Genomic DNA, 23,514 nt, shown 5'->3' on the forward strand with positions numbered 1-23,514 from the left:
ATAACACGTGCTCACGTACAAACGCACAACAATCGCCTGGGGCTTGTCGGCGACAGTCGCGCTGACGGCTGTCCTTGCCGGCTGCTCCAAGGACGGCGGCGGCACCGCCGCTTCCGGTTCGCCCGCCGCTACCGCCGGAACCGCAAGCTCCGCATCGGCAGCGCCCGCCAAAACGGAGAAGCCGGTGGAAGTAACGTGGTATTTGGCCGGCGAACCGCAGAAAGACCAAGCCGCCATCGAAGCGGCCGTCAACAAAATTACCGAACCCGCCATCGGCGTCACCTTAAAAATGAACGTCTTCGACTTCGGCACCTATGACCAGAAGATGAGCCTCAAGATCGCCTCGAACGAGCCGTTCGATCTGATGTTTACGTCGTTCTCGTGGCTGAACAAATATTTGACCAATGTCTCCAAAGGGGCGTTTCTGCCGCTCGACGACCTGCTGGCCAAAAACGCGCCGAAGTTTTACGCCTCCTTGCCCAAAAAATATTGGGACGCCACCCGCGTCAACGGCAAAATTTACGGCGCGCCCAACTACCAGATCATGGTCAACTGGAAAGGCTTCATGGTGCAGAAGTCGCTGGCCGACAAGTACCATTTCGATTACCAGCACGTGACGTCAATCAAGCAGCTGGAAGATTTCATGGATCAGGTGAACAAAAACGAGAACGGCATCACGCCTCTCGGGCTGTCCAAAGTGTTCGGGCACGCGTTCCTGATGGATTTCGGCAAAAATCCGAGCGACTATACGGATACGCTTAACGGCGCCGTCGTCCGCCTGGGCGATCCGGCCCACAAGCTGATGACGTTCCAGGACGACAACGAGTACCGCAAGCGGTTCACCGACCTCGTCAATCTGATGCACGGCTGGTATCAAAAAGGGTATATTCGCAAGGATGCGGCAAGTGTCGCCGATGCGACGGCCGATATCAAGGCGGGCAAATACGCGATGTGGCCGTCGACGATCAAGCCGGGCGGCAACGCCGAGCTGTCGGCCGCTTACGGCTTCGAAGTGGTGATGGCGCCAACGACGGAGCCGGTCGCCACGACCCAGTCGGCGCTTGCCACGCTGACGGCGGTCAGCCGTACGTCGGCGCATCCGGACAAGGCGGTGCAGCTGCTGGAGCTGGTCAACACGAACAAGGAGCTGTACAACCTGCTGTCCTTCGGCATCAAGGACAAGGACTACAAGCAGGCGGCGGACGGCACGATCGAGAAGCTGCCGGATGCCGGCTACTGGTCCAACATTTCATGGGAGTTCGGCAACCAGTTCAACGGGTTGTACATGAAAGGCCAGAAGCCGGGGCTGTGGGAGTAAACGATCAAGCTGAACGATTCGGCCGCCGTTTCGCCGCTGCTCGGATTTTCGCCGGACATGACGCCGGTCAAAACGATCGCCGCGAACGTGAACGCCGTCAACGCCGAATACCAGCCCGGCCTGATTACCGGCACCGTCGATCCGGCCAAATATTTGCCGGAATACTTCAACAAGCTGAAGCAGGCGGACCCGGAAGCCAAGGTGGTGACCGAACTGCAGAAACAGCTGGACGAATGGCTGAAAACGAACAAGTAGGACCGGCTTTCCCTCCGCCGGCGGCCGCCTCGGGCGCCGGCCGGCGGACCCTATTTGCGAAAATGAGGTGACATGATGAACGTATATCAACGCTTTCGAATCGGAACGCTGCTCGGGCTGACCGTCTTTGCCTCCGCGTTTGCGCTGTCCGGCACTTCGGACGCATCCGGAACTACTTACTATGTGTCGCCATCCGGCAGCGACAGCCAGGCCGGCACGATCGGCGCCCCTTTTCTGACGATCGGCAAAGCCGCCGCAACGGCACAAGCCGGCGATACCGTGTCTATACGCGGCGGCACGTACCGGGAGACGGTGAAGCCTTCCCATTCGGGAACCGCGGGCAACCCGATCCGTTACGAAGCCTATTCCGGCGAAACCGTTACGGTTAGCGGCACGAACAGCATCGGCGGCTGGACGCTCCATTCGGGCAACATCTACAAAACGACCGTGCAGCTGCCGCTGGACAGCGGCGACCAGTTGTTCGTCGACGGGGTCATGGCGCAGGAAGCGAGATGGCCCAATTACGGCGCCGGCGACTTGCTGCATCCGACGCTGGCCACGGCCGACGCCGGCACGACGCCGACTTCGCTCTACGATGCGGCCATGCCGGATCTCGATTGGACCGGCGCCAAGCTGTGGGTATGGAGCAGCTCCAAATGGACGGCATGGACGACAACCGTAACCGGTTATGCCGGCCGTACGGTCAGCTTCGCCAGCAGCTCTCCGGACATTTACAACGATGCGGCGGCGGGCGGCAATTACTTCCTGTCCGGCACGCTCGCCGCGCTGGACAGCGAAAATGAATGGTACTACGACCGCTCCACGTCCACGCTATACCTGTGGGCGCCCGGCGGCGGCAATCCCGGCAGCCGGGTGGAGTACAAGGCAAGGAACGTCGCCTTTGACTTGACCGGCAGCGCCTATACGGAGCTGAACGGCATCGGCCTATTCGCCGCCACGATCGACACCGGCAACTACGGCGGCGACGCTTATCGCGTCCGGCTGACGGGAACGGGCAGCGCCGTGTCGCAAGTCGTATACGGGCTGAGCCCGAATACGAAATATCATTTTACCGGCTCCGTCAAAGCGGCGACGGACGGCGAGTCGGTTACGGCCGGCGTCCGCAATTTCGATGGCACAGGCCGGAGCGATACCGTTTACCAGTCGTATTACCGCACGTTCGATCTGATCTTTACGACAGGACCAAGCGCAACGAGCGCGGAAATCTACCTGGAAAAAACGGGCGGCGGCGGCGATGCATTCGGCGACGGCTTCGCGATCAAGCAGAACGGCATCAATCTGGTCAACAATCCGGGCTTCGAAGCCGGATCGCTCTCTTCCTGGATGTCTGCCGGAACGGCGGCGGCCGTTGCCAATCCTTACGCCGATCACGTCGTCATCGACGGTCTGGACGCCGTTTATGTCGCCCATGACGCAAGATCCGACACAGGCTACGGCTCGCAGCGCTACAGCGGCATCATCCTGAACGGCACGAACAACGTGCTGAAGAACAGCACCGTCGCTTACAGCTCGGGCAACGGCGTCAACCTGGGCGGATTGGGCAAGCAGTTGGTCAATTCGATCATCCACGACGTCGACTACAGCGGCACTTACGCGGCGGCGATCCAGATGAACGGCGCGGAGCACCTGGTCAGCCACAATACCGCCTACGGCTCCGGACGCAGCATCGTCAACGGGTTCGGCCGAAACTCGCGGATCCAGTACAACGATTTTGGCCATAGCGGTTATTTGTCCGCCGACCTCGGTCTCATGTACACCTATGGCTCCGACGGCGAAGGAACGGAAATTCATCACAACTACATCCACGACAATCATGCGGAGAACCATGCCCAGGGCATTTATTTGGACAACGGCTCGAGCAACTACCTGGTCTACAAGAACAAGGTCGAAAATATCCCGGAGCGAGGCATCAACATCAATTTGCCCAGCGAGTTCAACCTGATCGCGAGCAACGACAGCATCGTCGGGGGAAGCGGGTTCGCCTGGGCTTACGGAACCGACCACTGGGGCTTCTTTTTGCTCAACAACAAAGGAGCTTTGGTGCGGATGAACACGGAATCGATTCGTGCGGCCAACAACGAGAACGGCGGCATCGACGCCGGCGTCGTTGTCCCCGGCGTGACGGACGGCTACGCGGGAGCGGCGCCCGATATCGGTTCGGTCGAGTACGGACAGACGGCATGGAGCTACGGCACCGATCTGGACAACCCGCCGAATCCGAGCTTCCAGACGGCCGATACGCCTTACCGCAACAGGCTGGACAACAGCGGGTTCGAGCGCGGCAAGCTGGACCACTGGACGCTCACCGGCGGCATGAACGTGGCGCTGATCGACGCGCTGCCGGGCTTGCCGAGCCCCGATTCGACGACGCGCAACGGCCAGTACGCGGCTTCGCTGGCTTCCGGCACGAACGGGTTGGAACGCACGATTACCGGCCTTGAGCCGAATACCGCCTACAGCTTTTCGGTGTGGGTCAAGGTGGAGAGCGGCGAAACGGTGCGGATTGGCGTCAGCAATACCGGCACGCCCGATCAATGGTCGGATGTGGGCGGCACCGGCAACGAATTCGTGCGCCGCATCATCACCTTCAACACCGGCGCGTCAGGAACGGGCGCCACATTGTCCATTACGCGCACATCGTCGGGCGGCGGCTACGTATGTCGACGATACGGGCCTGATTCCGTATCCCGAAGCGATCGCCGGCAACGAGGTCGTCAACGGCGGCTTCGAAGCGGGCTGGTCCGGCGGCTGGTTCGCCATCGGCGGCACGCTGGCGATGACGAACACGGCTTCGCATAGCGGGACGTACTCGGGGCTTGTCTCCTTCCGCACCGCGGCATGGGGCTCGGCGAGACAGGCGGTCAGCCTGGAGAACCGCAAGACGTATCGCGTTTCGGCCTGGGCCAAGCTGGCGTCGGGCAGCGATACGGGCCGGATCGTCGCGGAGCTTACCATCGGCGGCACGAACTATTACCGCACGCTGGCGAGCGGAACGATCAACAGCGCCGGGTGGAGCGAGATCGGCGGCGAGTATACGTTTAACGAAACGGCTCCGATCACAAGCGCCCGCATCTATGTGGATACGGCGGCTTCAACCGCCAATCTGTACATCGACGACCTGCGCGCGGAGCGCATCGAAACGAATCTGGTTGCCAACAGCGGTTTCGAGAACGGCACGACCGGCTGGCAAGCGGCGGGGGCATCGATCTCCTCTTCGGCGAACGATCCGCTGTTCGGCACCGTTACCGGCCGCGTATACGCACGGACCGACTTCTGGTCGTCCGCCCGGCAGCAGCTCCCGCTGGCGAACGAGGCGGCCTACCGCGTATCCGCCTGGGTGCGGCTCGCTTCCGGCAGCGATACGGGCCGGATCATGGCAGCCGTTACCGTAAACGGGACGACGCAATTCCGCACCTTGGCGACCGGCCCGGTCAGCGCGTCCGGCTGGACGGAAATCAGCGGCGTGTACACGTTCCACGAAGCGGCAGCGATTACACAGGCCTTGGTTTACGCGGATACGACGAGCACAACGGCAGAGCTGCATGTCGACAACTTCCGGGTCGTGCCGCTGTATACGGTCGTCAAAAACGGCGGCTTCGAGAACGGCACGACGAACTGGACGACGATTGCGGGCACCGGCTCGGCAAGCGCAACGAGCCCGCATGGCGGCAGCTATACGGGACTTGTCTCCGGGCGCAGCTATTATTACTCCTCGCTCCGCCAGAGCGTCTCGTTCGTCAACGGCCAGACGTATCGCATCTCCGTCTGGGGCAAGCTGGCCAGCGGTACGGACACCGCGAACCTCGTCGCCCAAATCGTGGTCGGCGGCAGCACGTATTACCGCACACTGGCGACCGGGACGCTCGGCACGGGCTGGTCGGAAATCGCCGGCACTTACACGTTCGCCGAGTCCGGACCGATTACAAGCGCATCGATCTACTTGTCGACGGCGGCTTCCACGGCCGACCTGTACAGCGACGATTATACGATTTATCCGGAATAAAGCGAATAGGCAACCCGCCCTTCCCGGAATGCGAACAAACGCCGTCTCTGCAGACGGCGTTTGTTTGCGTTCCGCTTGTTAAGCGACGAGCTTGTCAAGCGCTATTTCTCCGGCGCCGTCTTCATGGCGGCTCGCAGCGGTTCGATGTCCGTTTGGCGAACCCGGCGGGTGTTGCGTCGCGGGGCCGGCACGATTTCGGCCGGCGGCTCCCCCGCTTCGGCCATTCGCCGCAGCAGCCGCTGCCGCAAGTCGTCCGCCGCATGCGCATACGTCTCGAGCCCAATCAGATTGTCAAGCTCGTACGGATCGGCATGAAGATCGTACAGCTGCGCTTCTTCATACACGTCGGCGCCGGAGTCGCGCCACGGGTCGCGGCTGCGCGCTTCGACGCAGTACTTGTACCGCGCGGTACGGATCGCGCGGGCGACTTGCGACTCGCTGATCTGCACGAACGCTTCCTCGGGCCAGCCGGCCTTGCCGCCGTCGATAAGATCGAGCGCCGATCTTCCCTGCATGTCGGCCGGGACCGGGATGCCTGCGGCGTCCAGCAGCGTCGGCGGCAAGTCGATCAGACTGACCATCTCCTTGATCCGTGCTCCTCCCGTGAAACGGGACCCGTACAACGCCGTCGGCACACGAATCGAGCTGTCGTGGCAGGAGCGTTTGTATTCGTTGTTCCGGGTTTTGAAATGGCAGCCGTGGTCGGACGTGAACAGGACGACAGTATCTTGCAGCAGCCCAAGACTGCGCAGCGCGTCGAACAATCGGCCGAGCGCCTCGTCGATCCGTTTGACCATGCCGTAATAGCCGCCGAGGTGCCGGGCAGCGGTTCCTCCCAGCTCGGCCAGATCCGGCGGCGTCCATCGGCCGGCATAACGCGATTCGTAGCCTTGCGGCGCCGGGTAGCTGTCGGTATGGTTCTGATGATGCGGCTCCAGCAGCGACAGGAAGAGGAAAAACGGCTGCGCGCGGTGTTCGTCGACGAACCGGATCGCCGCATCGGTCAGCGCATCGACGCGGTAGCCCGGCAGCTTGACCTCGTCGCCCTGCTCGTCGTAAACGACCGTATCGTACGCATCCGAAGAAAACTCCAGCAAATTGGCCGCCAGCCAGCGCTCGTAGCCGCCGCGCTGTTCGGCCGGCACCGGCTCGTCCGCCGCCAGATGCCATTTGCCGATATAACCGGTGCGGTATCCGGCATTGCGGAAGTGGTGCGCCAGCGTCGGACAGTCCGGCGGCAGCGGAATGCCGTTGCGATAGCAGCCGGTTTGCGTCGCGTACATGCCGGTTTGCAAGCAGGACCGGGCCGGGCCGCATACCGGCTGGCAGGTGAAGGAGTGAAACAGATGCGTGCCTTCCGCCGCCATCCAGTCGAACGTTGGCGTCAATTCTAGCGGATTGCCGTGTACGCCGGTCGTATCCCAGCGCTGCTGGTCGGTGAAGAAGACGATAACATTGGGCTTGGTGGTGTTGCCCATGGTATTCCTCCTTGTGATGGGCCGGGCTGAGTAAGCCGCATATTCCGGCTTAATTAGGCATCGGCGCTCGAGACGAGTCGAATAAGCCGGATATTCCGGCTTACTTAGCCGTCGGCGCTCGGAGCGAGCCCAATAAGCCGGATATTCCGGCTTAAACCGCCGTCGGCGCTCGGGGCGAGCCTAATAAGCCGGTTATTCCGGCTTAATTCTCCATCGGCGCTCGGGGCGGGCCCAATAAACCGGATATTCCGGCTTAATTCGCCGTCGGTGCTCGAGGCGGGCCCAATAAGCCGGATATTCCGGCTTAAACCGCCGCCGGCGCCGGGAGCGGCCCGTATCGGCGTTCTCCGGTCGGCCGGCCGATCAGTTCAGCTTCCCTTCGTTCAGCCGAAGCGAAACGCAACGATGTCAACCAATCCGGAGCGTTTGCCGTCCATGCCTTCAATTGTCCATCTTCCGCCCCCGCCCCGGTTGACGCAAGGTAACCTCATCCCGTCGCGCAGCAGCCACGCTTCGACGAGCGTACGTCCGCCCGCGAGCTCGACGGCAAGCGGAAGCTCCATGTCCGGCGGCACATGCGCGTACCAGGTGTCGCCCTTGCGCGTCAGCGGAGCCTGGCTCGTTACGCTGCCGTCGCCCGGCTCCGCGCCGAAGATCGCTTCGCCGCTGTGCGCCATCCAGGACTTGACTTCCGCCAGTCGGTCGTACGCCGCCTGCGGCAATTCACCGTCGGCCCGCGGACCGACGTTGACGAGGAAGCTGCCTCCGTCCGCGCGTACGCGCGACAACGTCGCCAGCATCCATGCAGCGGGGCGGTAGCCCGCCGAAGAGGCGACATCGCCCCACCACGGGCCTTCCGGCCAAATGTCGCAATGCTCCCACCAGCCGTCCGGCCTTGCGGTCGGCAGCCGGCATTCGAACGTGTCGAAATCGCCCGTCCCGTGCATGCGGCCATTGATAACGATCGCCGGCTGCATCTGGCGGATTTCCGCTACCGACATGGCCCCCGCTAAATCCCGGCCGCCGTCGAACCAGAGCAGGTCGACTCGGCCGTAATCCGTCAGCAGCTCGGTCAATTGCGCGCGAACGTACGCTTCATAACGCTGCTGCCAGTCCGCCGGTTTGGCCGGAAGCGCGATCGGCTCGTGATCGAGCCCGAAGTGGGCGCGCCCCGGAAACTTGATCGCGCCGTTGTCCTCGCCGCTGCCGTAGTGAAACGACATATAGAGCGCGTTAAAATGCCAGTCCGGCGGCGAAAAATAAAGCCCGACGCGCAAGCCGGTTCGGCGGCACGCGTCGACGAACCGGCGGACGTAGTCGCTGCCGTCCCCGTGCGTGCCCGTGTTGAAGCCGCCGTGCCGGCTCGGCCACATGGCGAAACCGTCGTGATGCCGCGCCGTAAACACGGCGTATTGGCAACCCGCTTCGGCGGCGGCGGCCAGCCAGCGCTCCGGCTCGAACCGCTCGGGCCGGAACCGCTCGGCCAGCGCAAAATATTGCCTCGGCGGAATCGACTTCTCGAGGCCGAGCTTCATTTCCCACGGCTTGCCGTACAGCATGCCCCAGGACAAATCGATATCGCCGTGCACGGCGGAAATGCCGAAATGCACGAACAACCCCAGCGCCGCCTGCCCGAACCACAACGCGTCGGGATGGTCATTGCGCATGAAACCGTCATCAGTCGTTGCGGAGTCGGCCACGCCAATCAAAGCGTGCTGCCCCTCGGGCGCGTTCGTTTCCTGTGAATCGTTACGCTGCCGTTCTTTCTCTGCCATACGGAACGCCCCCTTGTCGTATATGGAATCTATTATCGATGCTCTCTCCACTGGGCAGTGGAAGTTCTCGTCAATAATGGGCACCTGGCAGATCCGCTATTGAACAAATCGTTACCCTGCGCCTACTCAACGTCTGTATCTGCTTCTACTTCTACTTCTGCTTCTACTTCTGCTTCTGCTTCTGCTTCTGCTTCTGCTTCTACTTCTACTTCTGCTTCTGCTTCTGCTTCTACTTCTACTTCTACTTCTGCTTCTGCTTCTGTTTCTGCTTCTGCTTCTGCTTCTACTTCTACTTCTACTTCTACTTCTACTTCTACTTCTGCTTCTACTTCTGCTTCTACTTCTACTCTACTTCTACTTCTACTTCTGCTTCTGTTTCTGCTTCTGCTTCTGCTTCTGCTTCTGCTTCTACTTCTACTTCTACTTCTACTTCTACTTCTACTTCTGCTTCTACTTCTGCTTCTACTTCTGCTTCTACTTCTGCTTCTACTTCTGCTTCTGCTTCTGCTTCTGCTTCTGCTTCTGCTTCTGCTTCTACTTCTACTGCATTAATACGCTAAAATTTGACCAAAACGGCCGATTGGGGCAACTTAAATGCAAAAATACGTTTAGCCCACACCCATTTCCCAACAATCGGGATGTTCCAACGATTGTAAATGCATTTTTGCACTTAAACTAATCGAGTGTACATCGCAGCATTTAAGTGCATTTTTGCGCTTAAACCACTTCAACCAGTTCAACCACTTCAACCACTTCAACCACTTCAACTGCTTCAACTACTTTAACTGCTTCAACTACTTTATCTGCTTCAACTACCTTATCTGCTTACAACTACTTTAACTGCTTAAATTACCATCAACCTTCGCCAAAGCGCTGTTTTTAACCAAAAAGCAACTCCCCGCGTATGCTTGGCGCACCTACGCACCTGCTTGCTCGCCTCCGCATTTTGCCCGCTCCACGCCCGCTCGCCAGAATGTCCGTTTTGCTGCCGTAGCCGTGCAGAGGCAAGTCGAGAGGTCCCCACTTCCTAGCTCTCCTCCAAAATAGCCCACAAAAAATGGCTTATTCGCTCACTTTCCGGCGCTGCGTGGGAAATAGCCAGTGAAATCACTGGCTATTCGCCCCCAACAGCCTTAAAACCGCCCGTTTCACCGAAATAGCCAGTGAAATCACTGACTATTCCGGCACTCCCCTCCATTTTAATTGAAATAGGCAATTAAACATGGCCTATTTCACCAACCTCCATCTCAGCGGGCCAGCATCGACGCCGGAATCGCCTGCCGGGTAAGGCCCGGCCCGGAAAGATCAAGCTGCGGCGTCGTTCCCGGCCAGATGCGCGGCAGCACGCCAGGCGAATTATAGGCGCCCAGGGAATCGCCGCGATAATCGACGTAACGGACGACGAACGGATGCAGCCCCTGCTGAAGCGACACCGACCAAGTACCGAACGCTTGCTTGCGCGTGATCGGGTACCACTGTTCGCCGCCGACGAACACCTGCAGGTCGTAGCCGGTCATATTGTTCGGCAGCAGCCATTCCTGCGGCGCATAGAACGTGTACACGCCGCTTGCCGGCACATCCAGATAGCCGCTGTATTCGAAGGCGTACGAATCGTCCGTCGCTTTGGCGGCGAAATCGAACAGTCCGTTTGCGTCGCCTTCCTGAACCGGCGTCATCCGATCCATCCGGATCATCATGTCCTTCCAGTCGCCTTCGTAATACCGGTAATGCAGCCCGCCGTCGTAGACGGAAGCGGTCACCGCCTCTTGCATCGGCTGCTTCGTGAACACGGCGCGCCGAACCGGACTGGCCGTCGTGCCGCTGACCGTATCCGGCACTTCCGTGACCCCGTAGCGGAACGCGCGTGCCTTGACGACGGTCGTGTCCGTCAGCGTGATCGGCCCGCCATACAGTGCCGACGTCGGCGTCGGATCGCTGCCGTCCGTCGTATAGCGGATCGACACGCCATCCGTCGCGTCGCTCATCGTCACCTGCACCTGATCGGTGAAAACGTCCGCACCCGGCGCGATCTGCACTTCGGCGACCGGCTTGTAGATCGGCTTCATGCCGCCGACCACGCCATCCGTGCCGATAGCAAACTCAAAATCCTGCTTCACCGCGCCGCCGCCGTATACGCTCAGCGTCACGACGCCAAGCGCCATGCCTTTGGCCGAACCGTCCATCTCCTTGACGAGCAGCAGCGATTCGCCCTGTACGGACACGCCGTCCAGCGCCAATGGCCGATCACCGTCGGCGGCGGCCTGGTACAGCACGGTCCGACCGTCCGCAAGCGTCGCCTTGAAGCCGGCGATGCCGTCGCCGTTCCGCTCCTCGATCGTTTCGATGTCGGTTCCTACCGTCTCCCTCGGCACGATCAGGCTGATCAGCGCTTGATCGCCATTGCCGCCGAACGTTGTGCCGAACCGGTAAAAGTCGGATACATTATACAGGTTCGTATCGTCAACATTTTCCACTGCGCCGGCTGCTTCCAGCGGCGACGTGCCGAACTGATAAATCGACAGATTGGCAATGCCGCTGTCATTCGTGCGCAGCTTCGCCGTACGACCGGCGTCGTCCACTTGCACATCGTCAAACACCTTGTAGGTGCCGCTGCGGGAACCGGCATCCTTTGAGGGGAGCCGCCAGTTAAGCGTGTACTCGTGCGCGGCATCGGACGTCAACCGATCCGTCACGATCCATAGGCCGGCATCGCGCGCAAACTGCAGCACCCGCCCGTGGCCGACGTCATCCGTTCCCGAAGCCCCTCCGTAGTGGCCGTTATATTGGCCTTCCGTTAATACAAACGCATCCGATTCATGCCAGCGCAAGTCGGCCGGCTCATCCCATGCCGATACGAGCACCTGGCGATGACCCCACGACGGAATGCCGTAGCTGGGATTTTGCTGCATGCCGTCCACCAGCAGCGGCGACTTGATGTTGTCGTAAGCGCCGACCTCGCCGGGGACGATCATATCCTGGCCGTAAGCGGCAATGGTCAGCATATTGTTGGCGGCATTGTGGAAACTGTAATTGCCCGTATGACTGGAGCTGAACAGGAACGCGCGCTGATCCGTCCGCTCCCACCCGTCGCGAATAAACGAATAACCGCCGTACGGGTACCACTCGGACTCAAAAGTCGGCACCTGGGCCCCTGCCGTCCCCCGCGCAATCGCCATAATCGCCGCGATATTCGGATCGTTCAGCGCCTCCGGCAAAGCATTTTGCAGCAGCTCCTGCACGGTGGCCGTCCAGTCGCGCAGATCGATGCGGTAACCCGCCGGGTATTTGCCGTCCGGCGTTAACGCACCCGCCATCAGCCTCGCCCGGCTCCACAAGTGCTCCTCCAGCTCCGCCTGCTTGTCGCCTTCGATCAATTCCGGCTGCATCGCCAGAATGCCCGGCAGCGCCGCCCCGGCGCCGAAACGCAAGTATTCGCGGTTGTAGGAGATCGATTGCTCCGCTTCGCTGCCATCCGGCATCATCATCGTTGTCGCATAATCTTCCATCTTGCGCATGCCCTCGCGTAAATAAACGGCTGTATCCTTGAACTCGCCGAGCAGCAAGCCGTTCGCGATCAGCGAAGTAAATTCGCCTGTCGTCCAGTTCTGCGGATTCGACTTCGCGTATGTGATCGTTGTCGGCGGATATTCTTCCACCAGCTTGAGCATCACCCGGGCGAGCGTTGCGGGCGGCATTCCCTCCCCGTCCTCGGGCAACATCTTAGCGATCAATCGCAGCAGTTTCACATGCATATTGACGATACCGGCGCCATTCGAATCTTTGTCGCTCACATTCTGCGGCAAGATCGAGTCGAAGCCGTCGGCGTGCTGCGCCCAGTCGTCGATGTATTCGGCCCATTTATCCAGATAAGACAGATTGTCTGTCTTCAGGAACCGATCGATAAGCGGAACAAACTGCAACGGATGCCACATGTAGACATTGTATAGTACCGTCGTATAGTCAAAAGGCTGCTCCAGTTCGCCATAATGCCAGTTGATCTCTCCGGGCTCGCCGATCTTTGTCTTCCCATTGTCCGTCGAGATGACTTCGTAAAGCAGTTCCTCGGCATTGTTGCCGATCGACGCAAGTGCCCCCGAGAACAAAGAACTGTCCCAGTTCAAATCGGGCAACGCACGCAATTTGGTCATAAAATAACTGCGGAACTCGACCAAGGCTTGCTCGTATTGGCCGTTCGCAACAAGCATACGGAATGTCGCCAGTTCGGGCACATCGTCGACCAGCGCCTCGTTCAGCCGTTTCGCCAGCTTCTCCAGCTCAGCCGCATCGTTGCGAGCCGCATAAGAGGCCGCTTGTTCGCTCACATCGTCCGGAGCAGGCGCCGTTGCCGCGATCGTAAATGCCGGCTTTCTGATGCCGTATCTGGCGTCTGCCAGCGCATCCAGCAACGCGCCTTCCGTCCCCGGGTCGAAAATGGCCGGTTGATCGCTGATGACCCATACCCGGCGCGCGTCATCCTGGAACAAGTACTTGCCGAAAGCTTCGGCAACGTCCCCTACCGGCACATACAGGTCGCCGAATTCACCCAGAAATGCAGGCTCAGCGAGCGGAACGGACACGCTGTTGACCGTCATCGCCGATTGCCCCGCCGTCAGCGCCAAGGTCGTGCCGGAGCCCGTCATCGTCAACGCGCCGGTACCTGCGTCCCAACTGTAGACAACCCCAAGCACATTCGCAAGGAAGGCAACCGGAGCCATCGCCACACCGTCTTCCAGCACGGGACGGACGGAGCTGTGTTCGGTGTCGATCGCCTCCCGTTTGTTATTCACATAGCCGTACAGCCCTCCCTCGTACAACACGGAAGCATCTGTCAACTTGGTTATCAAATCGGGTGCGTAGTACTGGGTGTTTTCCACTACCTCCGCAATCTCCGCGCCGACTTCGTTTGCCGCACGCACGGACGATTTGCCGATAACCCGCGTATCATCCAGATAGAACGCTGCGGAATCGCTTCCCGAGACGGTACCGGTGATCCGCCGCTCCACATTTTTGATGCCGCTGCCGTAATTGTTCGTCTGTCCCAGCGCATTAACAATCGGCAGCTTGCGGTTTGTGCTCGATTCGAGCAGTTCGCTGTGATCCAGATCGATGATGTAAATATCATGAGTGCCATACACCGTGTTGACAACGCTAATGATTTTGTACCAGACATCGTTCTTCAGCAGACCGGCTGCCAGTTGCTCTTCACCAGACCCGCCGGCGCGATTCGTAACGTAGACGCCTGGCGAATTGCCGGGGCCGCGGATATTCCATAGATTCACAGCATTATTGCCATTCTGGAGCCGAAGCAGCGCCGTGTAGGCGATGCTGCTCCCCGTTCCTTCGAAGCGCAGCTTCTGCTCCATGATCAACGTCCCCCTGGCGGGAACAGCGAACGCGACATTCGTAGGGAGAAAACCGCTCGTATTGCTTGTCGCAAACGTTTCTTTGGCTACCAGGTTGCCGGAATGACCGGAATCGGGATCTGCGGCAACGGTTACATGATAGCCCGGGGCAGTATGAATCGGTTCCCCGACGGAATGGCTTTGATACGTTTCCTCATAGTAGACGGTAACGACATCCATCATGATCGCATCCAGCCGTCCGGTAAATGCCGTTTTGTCCGTGCCGGACGGCAACGTGGCGACGACAACGCGGGCCGTCTCGTAATCGGAAGCCGCCAGCGTCAGTTCGGCCTTGGCGACAGCTGCGCTTGAAACATCCATCGCGATCGCATCCAGCCGCCCGGTCAATGCCGTTTTGACCGTGCCGGACGGCAGCGCGCCGACGGCAGCGCGGGCCGCCTCGTAATCGGAAGCCGCCAGCGACGTCTCGGCCTTGGCGACAGCAGCCGTTGCGGTTGTTTCTTTAACAGCCGTGTCGATCGCATCCAGCCGCGCGGTCAATGCCGTCTTGGCCGTGCCGGACGGCAGCTTGCCGACCTCAGTGCGGGCCGTATTGTAATCGGTAGCATTATGTGTCTGTTCGGCCTTGACGACAGCAGCCGTCGCGGTTGCGACTGACACATCCGTCTCGATCGCATCCAGCCGCGCGGTCAATGCCGTTTTGTCCGTGCCGGACGGCAGCGTGGCGACGGCAGCGCGGGCCGCATTGTAATCGGAAGTCGTCAGTGTCAGTTCGGCCTTGGCGACAGCAGCCGTTACGCTTGGGACGATCATCACGGATATCCGCGCTTCCAAATCGCTCTTCCAATCGCCGGCTGCCAACCCGGCCGTTGCCGTTGTTGCGGCTTGCAGATCGGACAACAGGAAGCTGCGCTCGGCGCGAATCACTTTCCACTCCGCCGCTACGTAAGGCGCTTGCCACAGCTCGTCGTATACAGCAGCCAGCCGCCCCTCCAGCGCGGTTCGCTCCGCGCCTGCCGGCAAGCCAACAACCGTGCTTGCTGCCGCGTCATAATCGGCCTGACTCTTGCTGTCTTCCGCTTCTTCCACCTGCATCAGCGCCAGCGTCGAATCGCCGATCGTGATCAGCAGCCGGTCGTCCAGATAAACGGCCGCCGTCGTCGTTGTCGTGCCGATCAGCCGCGGGGCGAGCTGCTTGAAGCCTGCCGCATAAGAGATCGGGCCGCTCCCATCCTGATACGGCAACAAACGGCCGATTTCCTTGTAGATCGGGTAGCCGTCCCGGTCTTTCAGATAAATATCGAATGTGGCCGCAGACGTATGAAGGACAATTGTAACCGTATACCATTCATTGGAACGCAATTGACCGGCCGTCAGCACATTGACCGTTCCCACGCCCGAGCCGTCGGCCGGCGTCAGAAACAAGCCCGGGGTACTGTGGCTCGGCCCCTGAAGCCGCCAAATCGGAACGAGCTTGTTGCCCGTTGTGGTACGCATCGACAAGCCGTAGCTGATGCTGGAACCGGAGCCCTCGAAACGAACCCGCTCCTCCATTACCAGTTGACCGGCAAAGCCGGTAACGTCGTTGCTCAGCAAGAAGCCCGTCGCAGCGACGGCTGGCACCTCCAGGCGGGCGACCTGATTGCCGGCATCTTGCGGATCCTTGGCGACGGTGATGGCGATTGCGTTTGCTTCGATGACAGAACCGAGCGTTTTCGATTCATACGTTTCGTAGACTTTGGTGGTGACAGGGACCGGTGGGGTGCGCCCGACCGCTGCGAATGAAGGAGTTGGAGCCAACGAAGAGAGAAGTCCGGCGATCAGACAAGCGACAAGCACACGACAAAGCTTCTCGCGAAATACAGACACGATCGATTCCTCCTTAAAAGTAAGGTCATGCGATACGTCCCGTTCCACATCATGCGACTTGGGTTGCTCCCGCACGGGAGCAAGAGGGCTGCGACCGCCAGCCCCCTCCACTCTTCCCGTTGATTACTTTTTGACGCCCGTTTGCGCGAGATAAGCATCCATCTGCTTCTGATACTCGGCGATGATTTTATCGATGCCCGCCTTCTGCAGCTTGTCGAGGAATTCCGCGTATACCTTGTCGTGATTCGGCAATGCGCCCCGCTGCAAGCCCAGATTGAATTCCTTGACCACTGCGGCCACTTGCGCATTTTCCGTCTTGACCGGGGTCGGATCGATTTTGAGACCGCCCGCCGGATTATTGATAGCGACGTTTTCAACGTTTTTCACAATAAAATCGTTATAGCCTTCCATATCCGCTTGCGTCTCATACGCGTTGAACGCGTTGCCCGGCACCCACTTCCACAGCCCGTACGGCACGGTGTTGTCCTGCGCCTGGCCGGTGTAGCCGATCGTTTCGATGCGGTTGTCCTTGACTTTCTTGTAATGCTCGTTCTCCAGCCCGTAGACAAGCAGGTTGTACAAGTCCTTGCCCTTCTGCGAGTTCAGCAGATCAAGCAGCTGCATGGCGCGTTCCGGATTTTTCGAAGTGCGCGGAATCGACGTGCCCGTACCCGTGCCGTAGCCGGCGATGTACTTCTCCGAGAACGGAATGACGGTGAGCGGGAAGCCGTATTGCGCCGATTCCGTCTTTTCGGTGAAATCGTAATAGTTGTGCGCCCACAGCACGTAACCGTCTTTTTTGCCTTCGTCGGCACGCGGATTTTGCAGGCTGAGAATATCCTGGCGAATATAGCCCTTCTTGAACCAGTCTGCCATCGTGTCATAGTACAGCTTGCTTTCCGGAGCCGCAAACGCGTTGAGGATTTTGTACTCGCCGATCTTGTACATCAGCGGATCGCCGATCGCGACGTAGCCGTTTTTGAACACGAAGTTGAACGTGTCGGTGCTGACGCCTTTCTGGATTTTGCCGGCTTCCTTCAGCTTGGCCAAATATTGCTCGATTACGGCGAAGGTTTCTTTCGTATTCGTCTTGTTGGCGTAGAATACTTTCTGTGCCTCGGCGGCGTTCCAGTATTGATCGGCGAGCTCCTTGGGCGTGCGCAGCCCCCAGCGATTGCCGGACGTCATCTGGTACGACGGAACCATGTATACTTTGCCGTTGACGTTGGCGTCGCCCGTGAACAGACGCTCCGGAATTACCTTGCGCAGCTCCTGCCCGTACTTGTCGAGCAGCTCGTCGAGCGGCAACAGACCGCCCTTGTTCACTTCTTCCGCCAGGTTGATCAAGTAACCGCTCCAGATCAGATCGACCGGCTCCGCGGAAGCCATGATCAGCTTAAACTTCTCGACATACTCCGTCCGCGTGAGCACTTCGAAGTCAACCGTCGTATTCGGCAGAAACTGCTGAAGCCGGGTGTTGAACTCTTTCCACACCTTGTCGGAATCCTTCTGCTTGCCCGGTCCGAGCATGATCCACTTGAGCGTAACCGGCTTGGGCGTCTCCTTGGGCGTTGCGGATACCGCAGTAGCGGATGCGGATGCCGACGGCGATGCCGATGTCCCGCTGCTTGCCTTGTCGTCCTTGCTGCATGCCGCCAGGATGGCGCCGAACGCAAGGATCAGCGTCAGCAGCATAGCAAGCGGTTTCAATCGTTTGTTCAAAATAACGTACCCCTCTCTGCGGATGATGTATGTCAAACCGGGGCGACGCGAGATTCGCGGCTGCAGCCTTGTCGGGCCCCAATGTCCAACCGTCGCGAACGGATCGCGGTTTATCCTTTGATGGAACCAACCGTCAACCCTTTGGCGAAATGCTTCTGAAAAAACGGGAATACGATCAGCAGCGGACCTGCGGCGACGATCGCCATCGCAAACCGTACGGTTTCGCTCGGGATCTCCGTGCTGCCGGCATTCTGCAAATTCGCCGGCATATCGCGCGCCATATTGCGGATAAATTCGGCTTCGAGCAATATTTTTTGGAGCAGGAATTGCAGCGTGTACAATTTGGCATCGCGTATATAGATTAGCGCCTGAAACCAGTCGTTCCAGCGCTCCAGCAGCACGAACAGCGCGAACGTAGCAAACACCGGCTTCGACAGCGGCACGACGATTTGCAAGTAGACGCGCAGTTCGCCGGCGCCGTCGATTTTGGCGGATTCGATCAGGCCGTCGGGCAAGCCTTGGAAAAACGTACGGAAGATGATGATATAGAAAGCGTTCGCAAGCGACGGCAAAATATAAATCCAGATCGTATTGCCGATGTGCAAATACTGCGTATTCAAAATATAGCTCGGAATGAGCCCGCCGCCGAACAGCATCGTGAAGAAGATGAAAAACGTGATCGGCTTGCGCAGCGCGAAGCTTCTGCGTGCCAGCGAATACGCGCACATCGACATGATCGTCAGGCTCAGGACCATCGTCACCACCGATTGAAACGCCGTTACGCCGTAAGCCCGCGTCATCTCGCTCGTATTGCGGAACACGATGCGGTAGGCGGTGAAATCGATCTCCCGGGGGATCAGCTTGTAACCGTGCTCCAGCACGTCGCTTTCCCGCGATAGCGAGATGGCAATGACGAGTAGAAAAGGCAGCACGAACAGCAGGCTGAACAGAATAAAAAACAGATGAACGAACAGACGGGAATCCAGTTTGCGGGTATGCATATCAAGGCGTGCTCCTTTGGGTTATCATGCTTGTTCGGCTGCTCAGAAGATTGCATTCTCCGGCTTCACTTTGCGAATGATGCCATTGGCGATCAGGATCAGCACCAAGCCCACCACCGACTGGAACAACCCGACTGCCGCCGTCATGCCGATATCCCCGTTGCGCAATCCCCGATACACGTACGTATCGATGATGTCTGTCGTCGGATACAAGGCGCCAACGTCGCGGGGCAATTGGTAGAACAGACCGAAGTCGCCCCGGAACAGCCCGCCGATCGCCAGAATGACGAGAATGGTCATCACCGGCGTCAGCGACGGAATCGAAATCGCCCAGACCTGCCTCCAGCGGTTCGCGCCGTCCATCCGCGCCGCCTCGAACAGCTCGCTGTCGATGGACATCAGCGCCGCATAGTAGATAATGCTGCTGAGTCCGACTGTCTTCCACATCTCGAAACCGATGATCAGGTACGGCCATACCTTCGCTTCCGAGTACCAGGTCACCGGCTCGAAGCCGAGTCCTTCCAGCGCCTGATTGAATATGCCCATCGTCGGGCTCAGCAGCGTATAAGAAATGTAAGCGACCAGCACCCAGGACAGGAATCGCGGCAAAATCATCGTCGTCTGGTAATATTTGAGCGCGGCGCGGCTGCGAACCTCGTACAGCAGCAGCGCGACGAAGATCGCCGCAGCGTTGCCGAGCACGATGAACGCGCTGCTGTAGCCGACCGTGTTGCGCGTGATGCGCCAGGCGTCCTGCGAAGTGAAGAAAAATTTGAAATTCGTAAAGCCGATCCATTCGCTGCCCAGAATGCCGAGGGAATACTTATAATCCTTGAAAGCGAGTACAACACCGACCATGGGCAAGTAATGGAAAATAAGAAAGTAAAGCAGCGCGGGCACAGTCAAACCGAACAGCACCGCGTTGCTTCTGACTGCGCGCAGCAGGGCGCGTTTGCGAAGCGCGATCATGACGGATTCTCCTTCTGGCTGAATGGCGGCGGCTTAGCTCGTGCCGTTACTTTCATATTAGAGCAGCGCCGCCGGCAAAACTACGGCAAATAATTGCGAAACGGCCTGTTTTTTAACAGACCGCTGTCACATCTTCGTATGAGAAAGGAGAAAAAAACAAGATAAGACGCTATTTTTAGCGGATCTTGTACATACCGGCGCTTGCCGGCGGCTATTGCTCCACGCGCGGCATCCACAAGCTGACCTGCGTCCCTCCGCCCGGGAGCGGCGTCAGCGTTACGCCGTAATTGTCCCCGAACAACAGCTTGATCCGCTGGTTCACATTGCCGAGACCGATATGCTCGGAAGCGAATCCGCTGTCCCGCGACAGCTTCTCGTTCATCTGCTGCGCCTGCTCGCTCGTAATGCCGATGCCGTCATCCGTCACCTCGATGATCAGGTCGCTTCCCGCCGCCTTGCAGCGGACCGTGATCGTGCCGTTCTTCCGCGCCGGCCGGATGCCGTGCTCGATCGCATTTTCGATCAGCGGTTGCAATGCCAGTTGCACGACCTGGCAGCTCCGCAGGCCTTCGTCCAGCTCCCAATCGACGGTGAGCTTGTCCGGGAAGCGCAGCTTCATGATGTCTACGTAACGTCTGGCATGCTCGATTTCCGTGGCGAGCGGCACCAGATGGCGGTTCGCATCCTTGGACAGCGCCATCAGATCGGCCAGCGTGGCCACCATGTCGGACACGTCGTTTTTCCCGTTCGTCAATTGCATCGCCTTCCAGTTGATCGCTTCCAGCGTGTTGTACAGGAAGTGCGGATTGATCTGCGACTGCAGCGCCACCGACCTGGCTTTGTCCAGCATCGCAACCCGCCGCTCCAATTCCTGCTGCAGCTGCCGGTTGGAATCGAACGTTTTGACAATATTTTTGACAATAAATTTCAGCTCGTTCGTCTCCCGTACTTCCGGCTCGCCGGTTCGTTTCATCCAGCTGTCCGGATTTTCGATCAGCGCCAGAATGCGTTTGACCGGAAGGAACGTGCGCTGCGTAATGAGCAGCGACACGAGCAGCACAACCAGCAAGCCGGCGCCGAACAACAGGAACGACGAGCGTTCCAGCGCGCTCATCCGGTCGCTGTAGTGCTGCAGCGGCAGCATCGATACGTAACTCCATTCCTGAGTGGCCGACTGCACCGTCGAAACGACGTATCGCGTACCGCTCAGCGTCACGATGCCCGTTCCGGTTTGATCGAAGGACACGCCGGCCAGCAGCGGCACGTCGGCCGCGCGCCGGAGAAAATCATCCGGGTTGCCGCTGTAGATAACGATCCCCTTCTTGTCGATCATGAACACCGATTCCGCCGCTCCGCTTGCCGACGTACCGATCGCCCGGCCAATCCCTTCGATGTCGATGTTCACCACAACGGCGCCCAGCTTGTCGTATTGGCCCAGGAATACCGGCCGCACCAGGGAAATGTAATTCGGATAAATGTCGCTATGCTTGCGAGCCACAATGACCGGCGTTTCGCTCTTGCTGCCTTTGTAGGCGTCGATCCAGTTCCGATCGCTGAGCTCAGCGAGCGTGCCGCTTTCGCGATTGGACACAACGAAGTCGGTTTGGGCCGAATACAAGTAGAGGGAGTCGAAGTAGTCGTAAACATGCACGTATTTGGTAATGTCCGCGTAAATATTTTTGAACAGGTTGTCGAGGATGTTGCCCGGGTCGGGAGAGAGCAGGAATACCGCCGATTCCGCCTGCAGGGCGAATTGCGCAGCGGTTCGGTCCGTTTGGCGGAAGATGGCGTCGACCACGTCGCGAATCCGTTCCAGCGAACCCTGGCTGACCGCGCCAATCTCGTTGTTGACCGCGTGGTTCATCTTGGAAAAGACATAAACGCTCATCGCTGCGAACGGCGTCACGACAAGCAACACGATCAGCAGCAAATTTTTGATGAAAAGGCTTTGGAATTTGTAGTGGCGAATGTACGCGAACAGCCGGGTTCCGGCATTCATACTTGTCCATCCTCCGGCAGGTCCCGTTTCAACGCCAGCCTGCGGACGTAATCCTTGGGCGTCAAGCCGGTCGCCTGTTTGAACACCTTGGCAAAATATTTGCCGCTGCTGTAGCCGACCTTCTCGCCGATTTCGTTGGTGCGGCAGCGGTTCGATTCCAGCAGTTCGATCGCACGGCGCACGCGAACGGAAGTCAAATAGTCGATGAAATTGACGCCGGCGTACAGCTTGAACTGTTTGCTGAAATAGACCGGGTGGAGGAACACCTGATCCGCCACTTGCTCAAGCGACAAATCGACGGCGTAATGCGCATCGATGTAAGCCTGCGCCTTGCGCATCAGCAGCTGCAGCGACTCGTCCTGAGCGTCGGCGGCGCCGTGTGCTGCGACCGGAGCCGGCGCGGCCTCGTTCGGCGGCGTGGCGGCTTTGCCCGCGCATGCGGCCGCCGCATGCTCCGCCAGCGTCGGCGCGACTTCCGGCAGCGTCCAGTCGCAGGACAAGCCGAACAGCGACTCCACCGCTTCGGCCATTCGCGCCAGTTCGCCGGCGATGCGCGCTGCCCGGTCCGCCGTGCCCGCTGCCGCAGCGGTTACGAACACGCAAAGAACGAGCTCGCCTTCTTCGTCGCGAAACGGCTCGAAGCGAAGCTCGTCCGTTTCCTTGCGCAGCAGCGCGAGCAGCGTTTCGGCCGTTGCGCGGCCGCTCCGGCCTTCGGCTCCCGCTTCCGCTCCGCCGTCGCCGATTCGCAGCCGGGCCGCGTAACACGCGTCCGTCATCAGGCTTGGCGGCCAGTCCAGCAGCTCGATGCGCCGGGCCAACTCCGCCGGATCGTTCCGCTCTCCCGCGAAAACCTCCTGCAGCAGCTGCTCCCGCAGCACGGCCGCATACTCCCGGCTGCGTTTCCGCTCCCGCCGGTACGCGAGTTCTTCCGCGCGCTCGCCGTCCAGCTCCGCCTTCAGCCCGGCAAACACGCCGTAAATTTCTTCATAACGCGTCGGCTTGAGCAGAAAGTGCCGAACATTGTACTGCATCGCCGATTTGGCGTATTCGAATTCGCGGTATCCGCTGATGATGACGACCTTCGTCCGCCATTTGCGTTCGAACACGCGACGGGCCACTTCGAGGCCGGACACTTCGACCATGCGGATATCCGTCAGCACGACGTCGACTTCGTGCCGCTCCAGGTAGTCGATGCCTTCCTTGCCGTCCTCGAACACCGCCACCAGCTCGTACCCGAGCTCCGCCCACGGGACGATGCTGGACAAGCCGCTGCGAATCATCGGCTCGTCGTCGAGCACGATCATTTTGTACACGCGTACATCTCCCCTCGTAACCGCTTTCTCCTAGTATAATCGCTGCGCCGCAGCCGGTAAATAATGGACGTGAATGGTGTCAAACCTTGTCCCCGTTGCGACAGGGGGCTATATTCCATGCAGTCTACTGCAGGCCTGATGAAAATAGGCCATGTTTTCTTGGCTATTTCGCCCAAAAGGGACGTCAGCAACAAAATAACCAGTGAAATCGCTGGCTATTTCGCGGAAAAGTTCGCTTTGGGAGCGTTTGGGGCTCAATAGCCAGTGTTTTCACTGGCTATTTACAGTGTGGCGCGGAAAATGGGATGACGTACAATAGTGTGTGTAACCAAGATTTGGAGCCTAGCCAGGCAACAAAAAAGTAGGGTATTCTCGGGATGGTCAAAGTCACCAAGAAAGGAACCCTACTCGATGACTACTATAGCGGA

General features: G+C 59.2%; 12 protein-coding genes. 4 read left to right on the top strand and 8 right to left on the bottom strand.

Annotated elements, in window-relative coordinates:
* Positions 1-7: 7 nt before the first annotated feature.
* The 4 genes from EXY20_RS37500 to EXY20_RS37515 all read left to right on the top strand — a co-directional run bounded on the left by EXY20_RS37500 (position 8) and on the right by EXY20_RS37515 (position 5,597).
* The gene (locus EXY20_RS37500) at positions 8-1,318 is read left to right on the top strand and encodes a sugar ABC transporter substrate-binding protein (protein WP_135557567.1); all 1,311 of its coding nucleotides are present in this window, start codon (positions 8-10) and stop codon (positions 1,316-1,318) included.
* A gap of 36 nt (positions 1,319-1,354) precedes the next feature.
* The gene (locus tag EXY20_RS37505) at positions 1,355-1,573 is read left to right on the top strand and encodes a DUF3502 domain-containing protein (RefSeq protein WP_328592627.1); all 219 of its coding nucleotides are present in this window, start codon (positions 1,355-1,357) and stop codon (positions 1,571-1,573) included.
* Between the two features lie 75 nt (positions 1,574-1,648).
* Complete coding sequence (locus EXY20_RS37510) at positions 1,649-4,393, top strand: carbohydrate binding domain-containing protein (protein WP_235886391.1); 2,745 nt, start codon at positions 1,649-1,651, stop codon at positions 4,391-4,393.
* Complete coding sequence (locus tag EXY20_RS37515) at positions 4,353-5,597, top strand: carbohydrate binding domain-containing protein (RefSeq protein WP_235886393.1); 1,245 nt, start codon at positions 4,353-4,355, stop codon at positions 5,595-5,597. The genes EXY20_RS37510 and EXY20_RS37515 overlap by 41 nt, the downstream gene beginning before the upstream one ends.
* Before the next feature lie 101 nt (positions 5,598-5,698).
* Here EXY20_RS37515 and EXY20_RS37520 read toward each other — a convergent pair whose 3' ends face one another.
* From EXY20_RS37520 to EXY20_RS37560, 8 genes are all read right to left on the bottom strand, one after another.
* On the bottom strand, positions 5,699-7,075 hold the full coding sequence (locus tag EXY20_RS37520; RefSeq protein WP_135557571.1) for a sulfatase-like hydrolase/transferase: 1,377 nt from the start codon (positions 7,073-7,075) through the stop codon (positions 5,699-5,701).
* A 383-nt stretch (positions 7,076-7,458) separates the two neighbouring features.
* Complete coding sequence (locus EXY20_RS37525) at positions 7,459-8,850, bottom strand: alpha-L-fucosidase (RefSeq protein WP_135557572.1); 1,392 nt, start codon at positions 8,848-8,850, stop codon at positions 7,459-7,461.
* Between the two features lie 1,247 nt (positions 8,851-10,097).
* On the bottom strand, positions 10,098-16,082 hold the full coding sequence (locus tag EXY20_RS37535; protein WP_135557573.1) for a chitobiase/beta-hexosaminidase C-terminal domain-containing protein: 5,985 nt from the start codon (positions 16,080-16,082) through the stop codon (positions 10,098-10,100).
* Between the two features lie 123 nt (positions 16,083-16,205).
* Positions 16,206-17,804 carry a DUF3502 domain-containing protein gene (locus EXY20_RS37540; RefSeq protein ID WP_135557574.1) on the bottom strand — a complete coding sequence of 533 codons (1,599 nt, stop codon included), beginning with the start codon at positions 17,802-17,804 and terminating at the stop codon, positions 16,206-16,208.
* A 110-nt stretch (positions 17,805-17,914) separates the two neighbouring features.
* Entirely contained in the window at positions 17,915-18,805 is an 891-nt protein-coding gene (locus EXY20_RS37545) for a carbohydrate ABC transporter permease (protein WP_135557575.1), read from the bottom strand.
* A gap of 42 nt (positions 18,806-18,847) precedes the next feature.
* On the bottom strand, positions 18,848-19,774 hold the full coding sequence (locus EXY20_RS37550; RefSeq protein ID WP_135557576.1) for an ABC transporter permease: 927 nt from the start codon (positions 19,772-19,774) through the stop codon (positions 18,848-18,850).
* A 211-nt stretch (positions 19,775-19,985) separates the two neighbouring features.
* Positions 19,986-21,773 carry a sensor histidine kinase gene (locus tag EXY20_RS37555; RefSeq protein WP_135557577.1) on the bottom strand — a complete coding sequence of 596 codons (1,788 nt, stop codon included), beginning with the start codon at positions 21,771-21,773 and terminating at the stop codon, positions 19,986-19,988.
* Positions 21,770-23,077, bottom strand: a complete 1,308-nt coding sequence (locus tag EXY20_RS37560) for a response regulator (RefSeq protein ID WP_235886394.1) — start codon at positions 23,075-23,077, stop codon at positions 21,770-21,772. Before EXY20_RS37560 ends, EXY20_RS37555 begins: the two co-directional genes overlap by 4 nt.
* Positions 23,078-23,514 lie beyond the last annotated feature (437 nt).

It is taken from the genome of Paenibacillus cymbidii (genome assembly GCF_004764705.1).
Taxonomy (GTDB): domain Bacteria; phylum Bacillota; class Bacilli; order Paenibacillales; family NBRC-103111; genus Paenibacillus_AN; species Paenibacillus_AN cymbidii.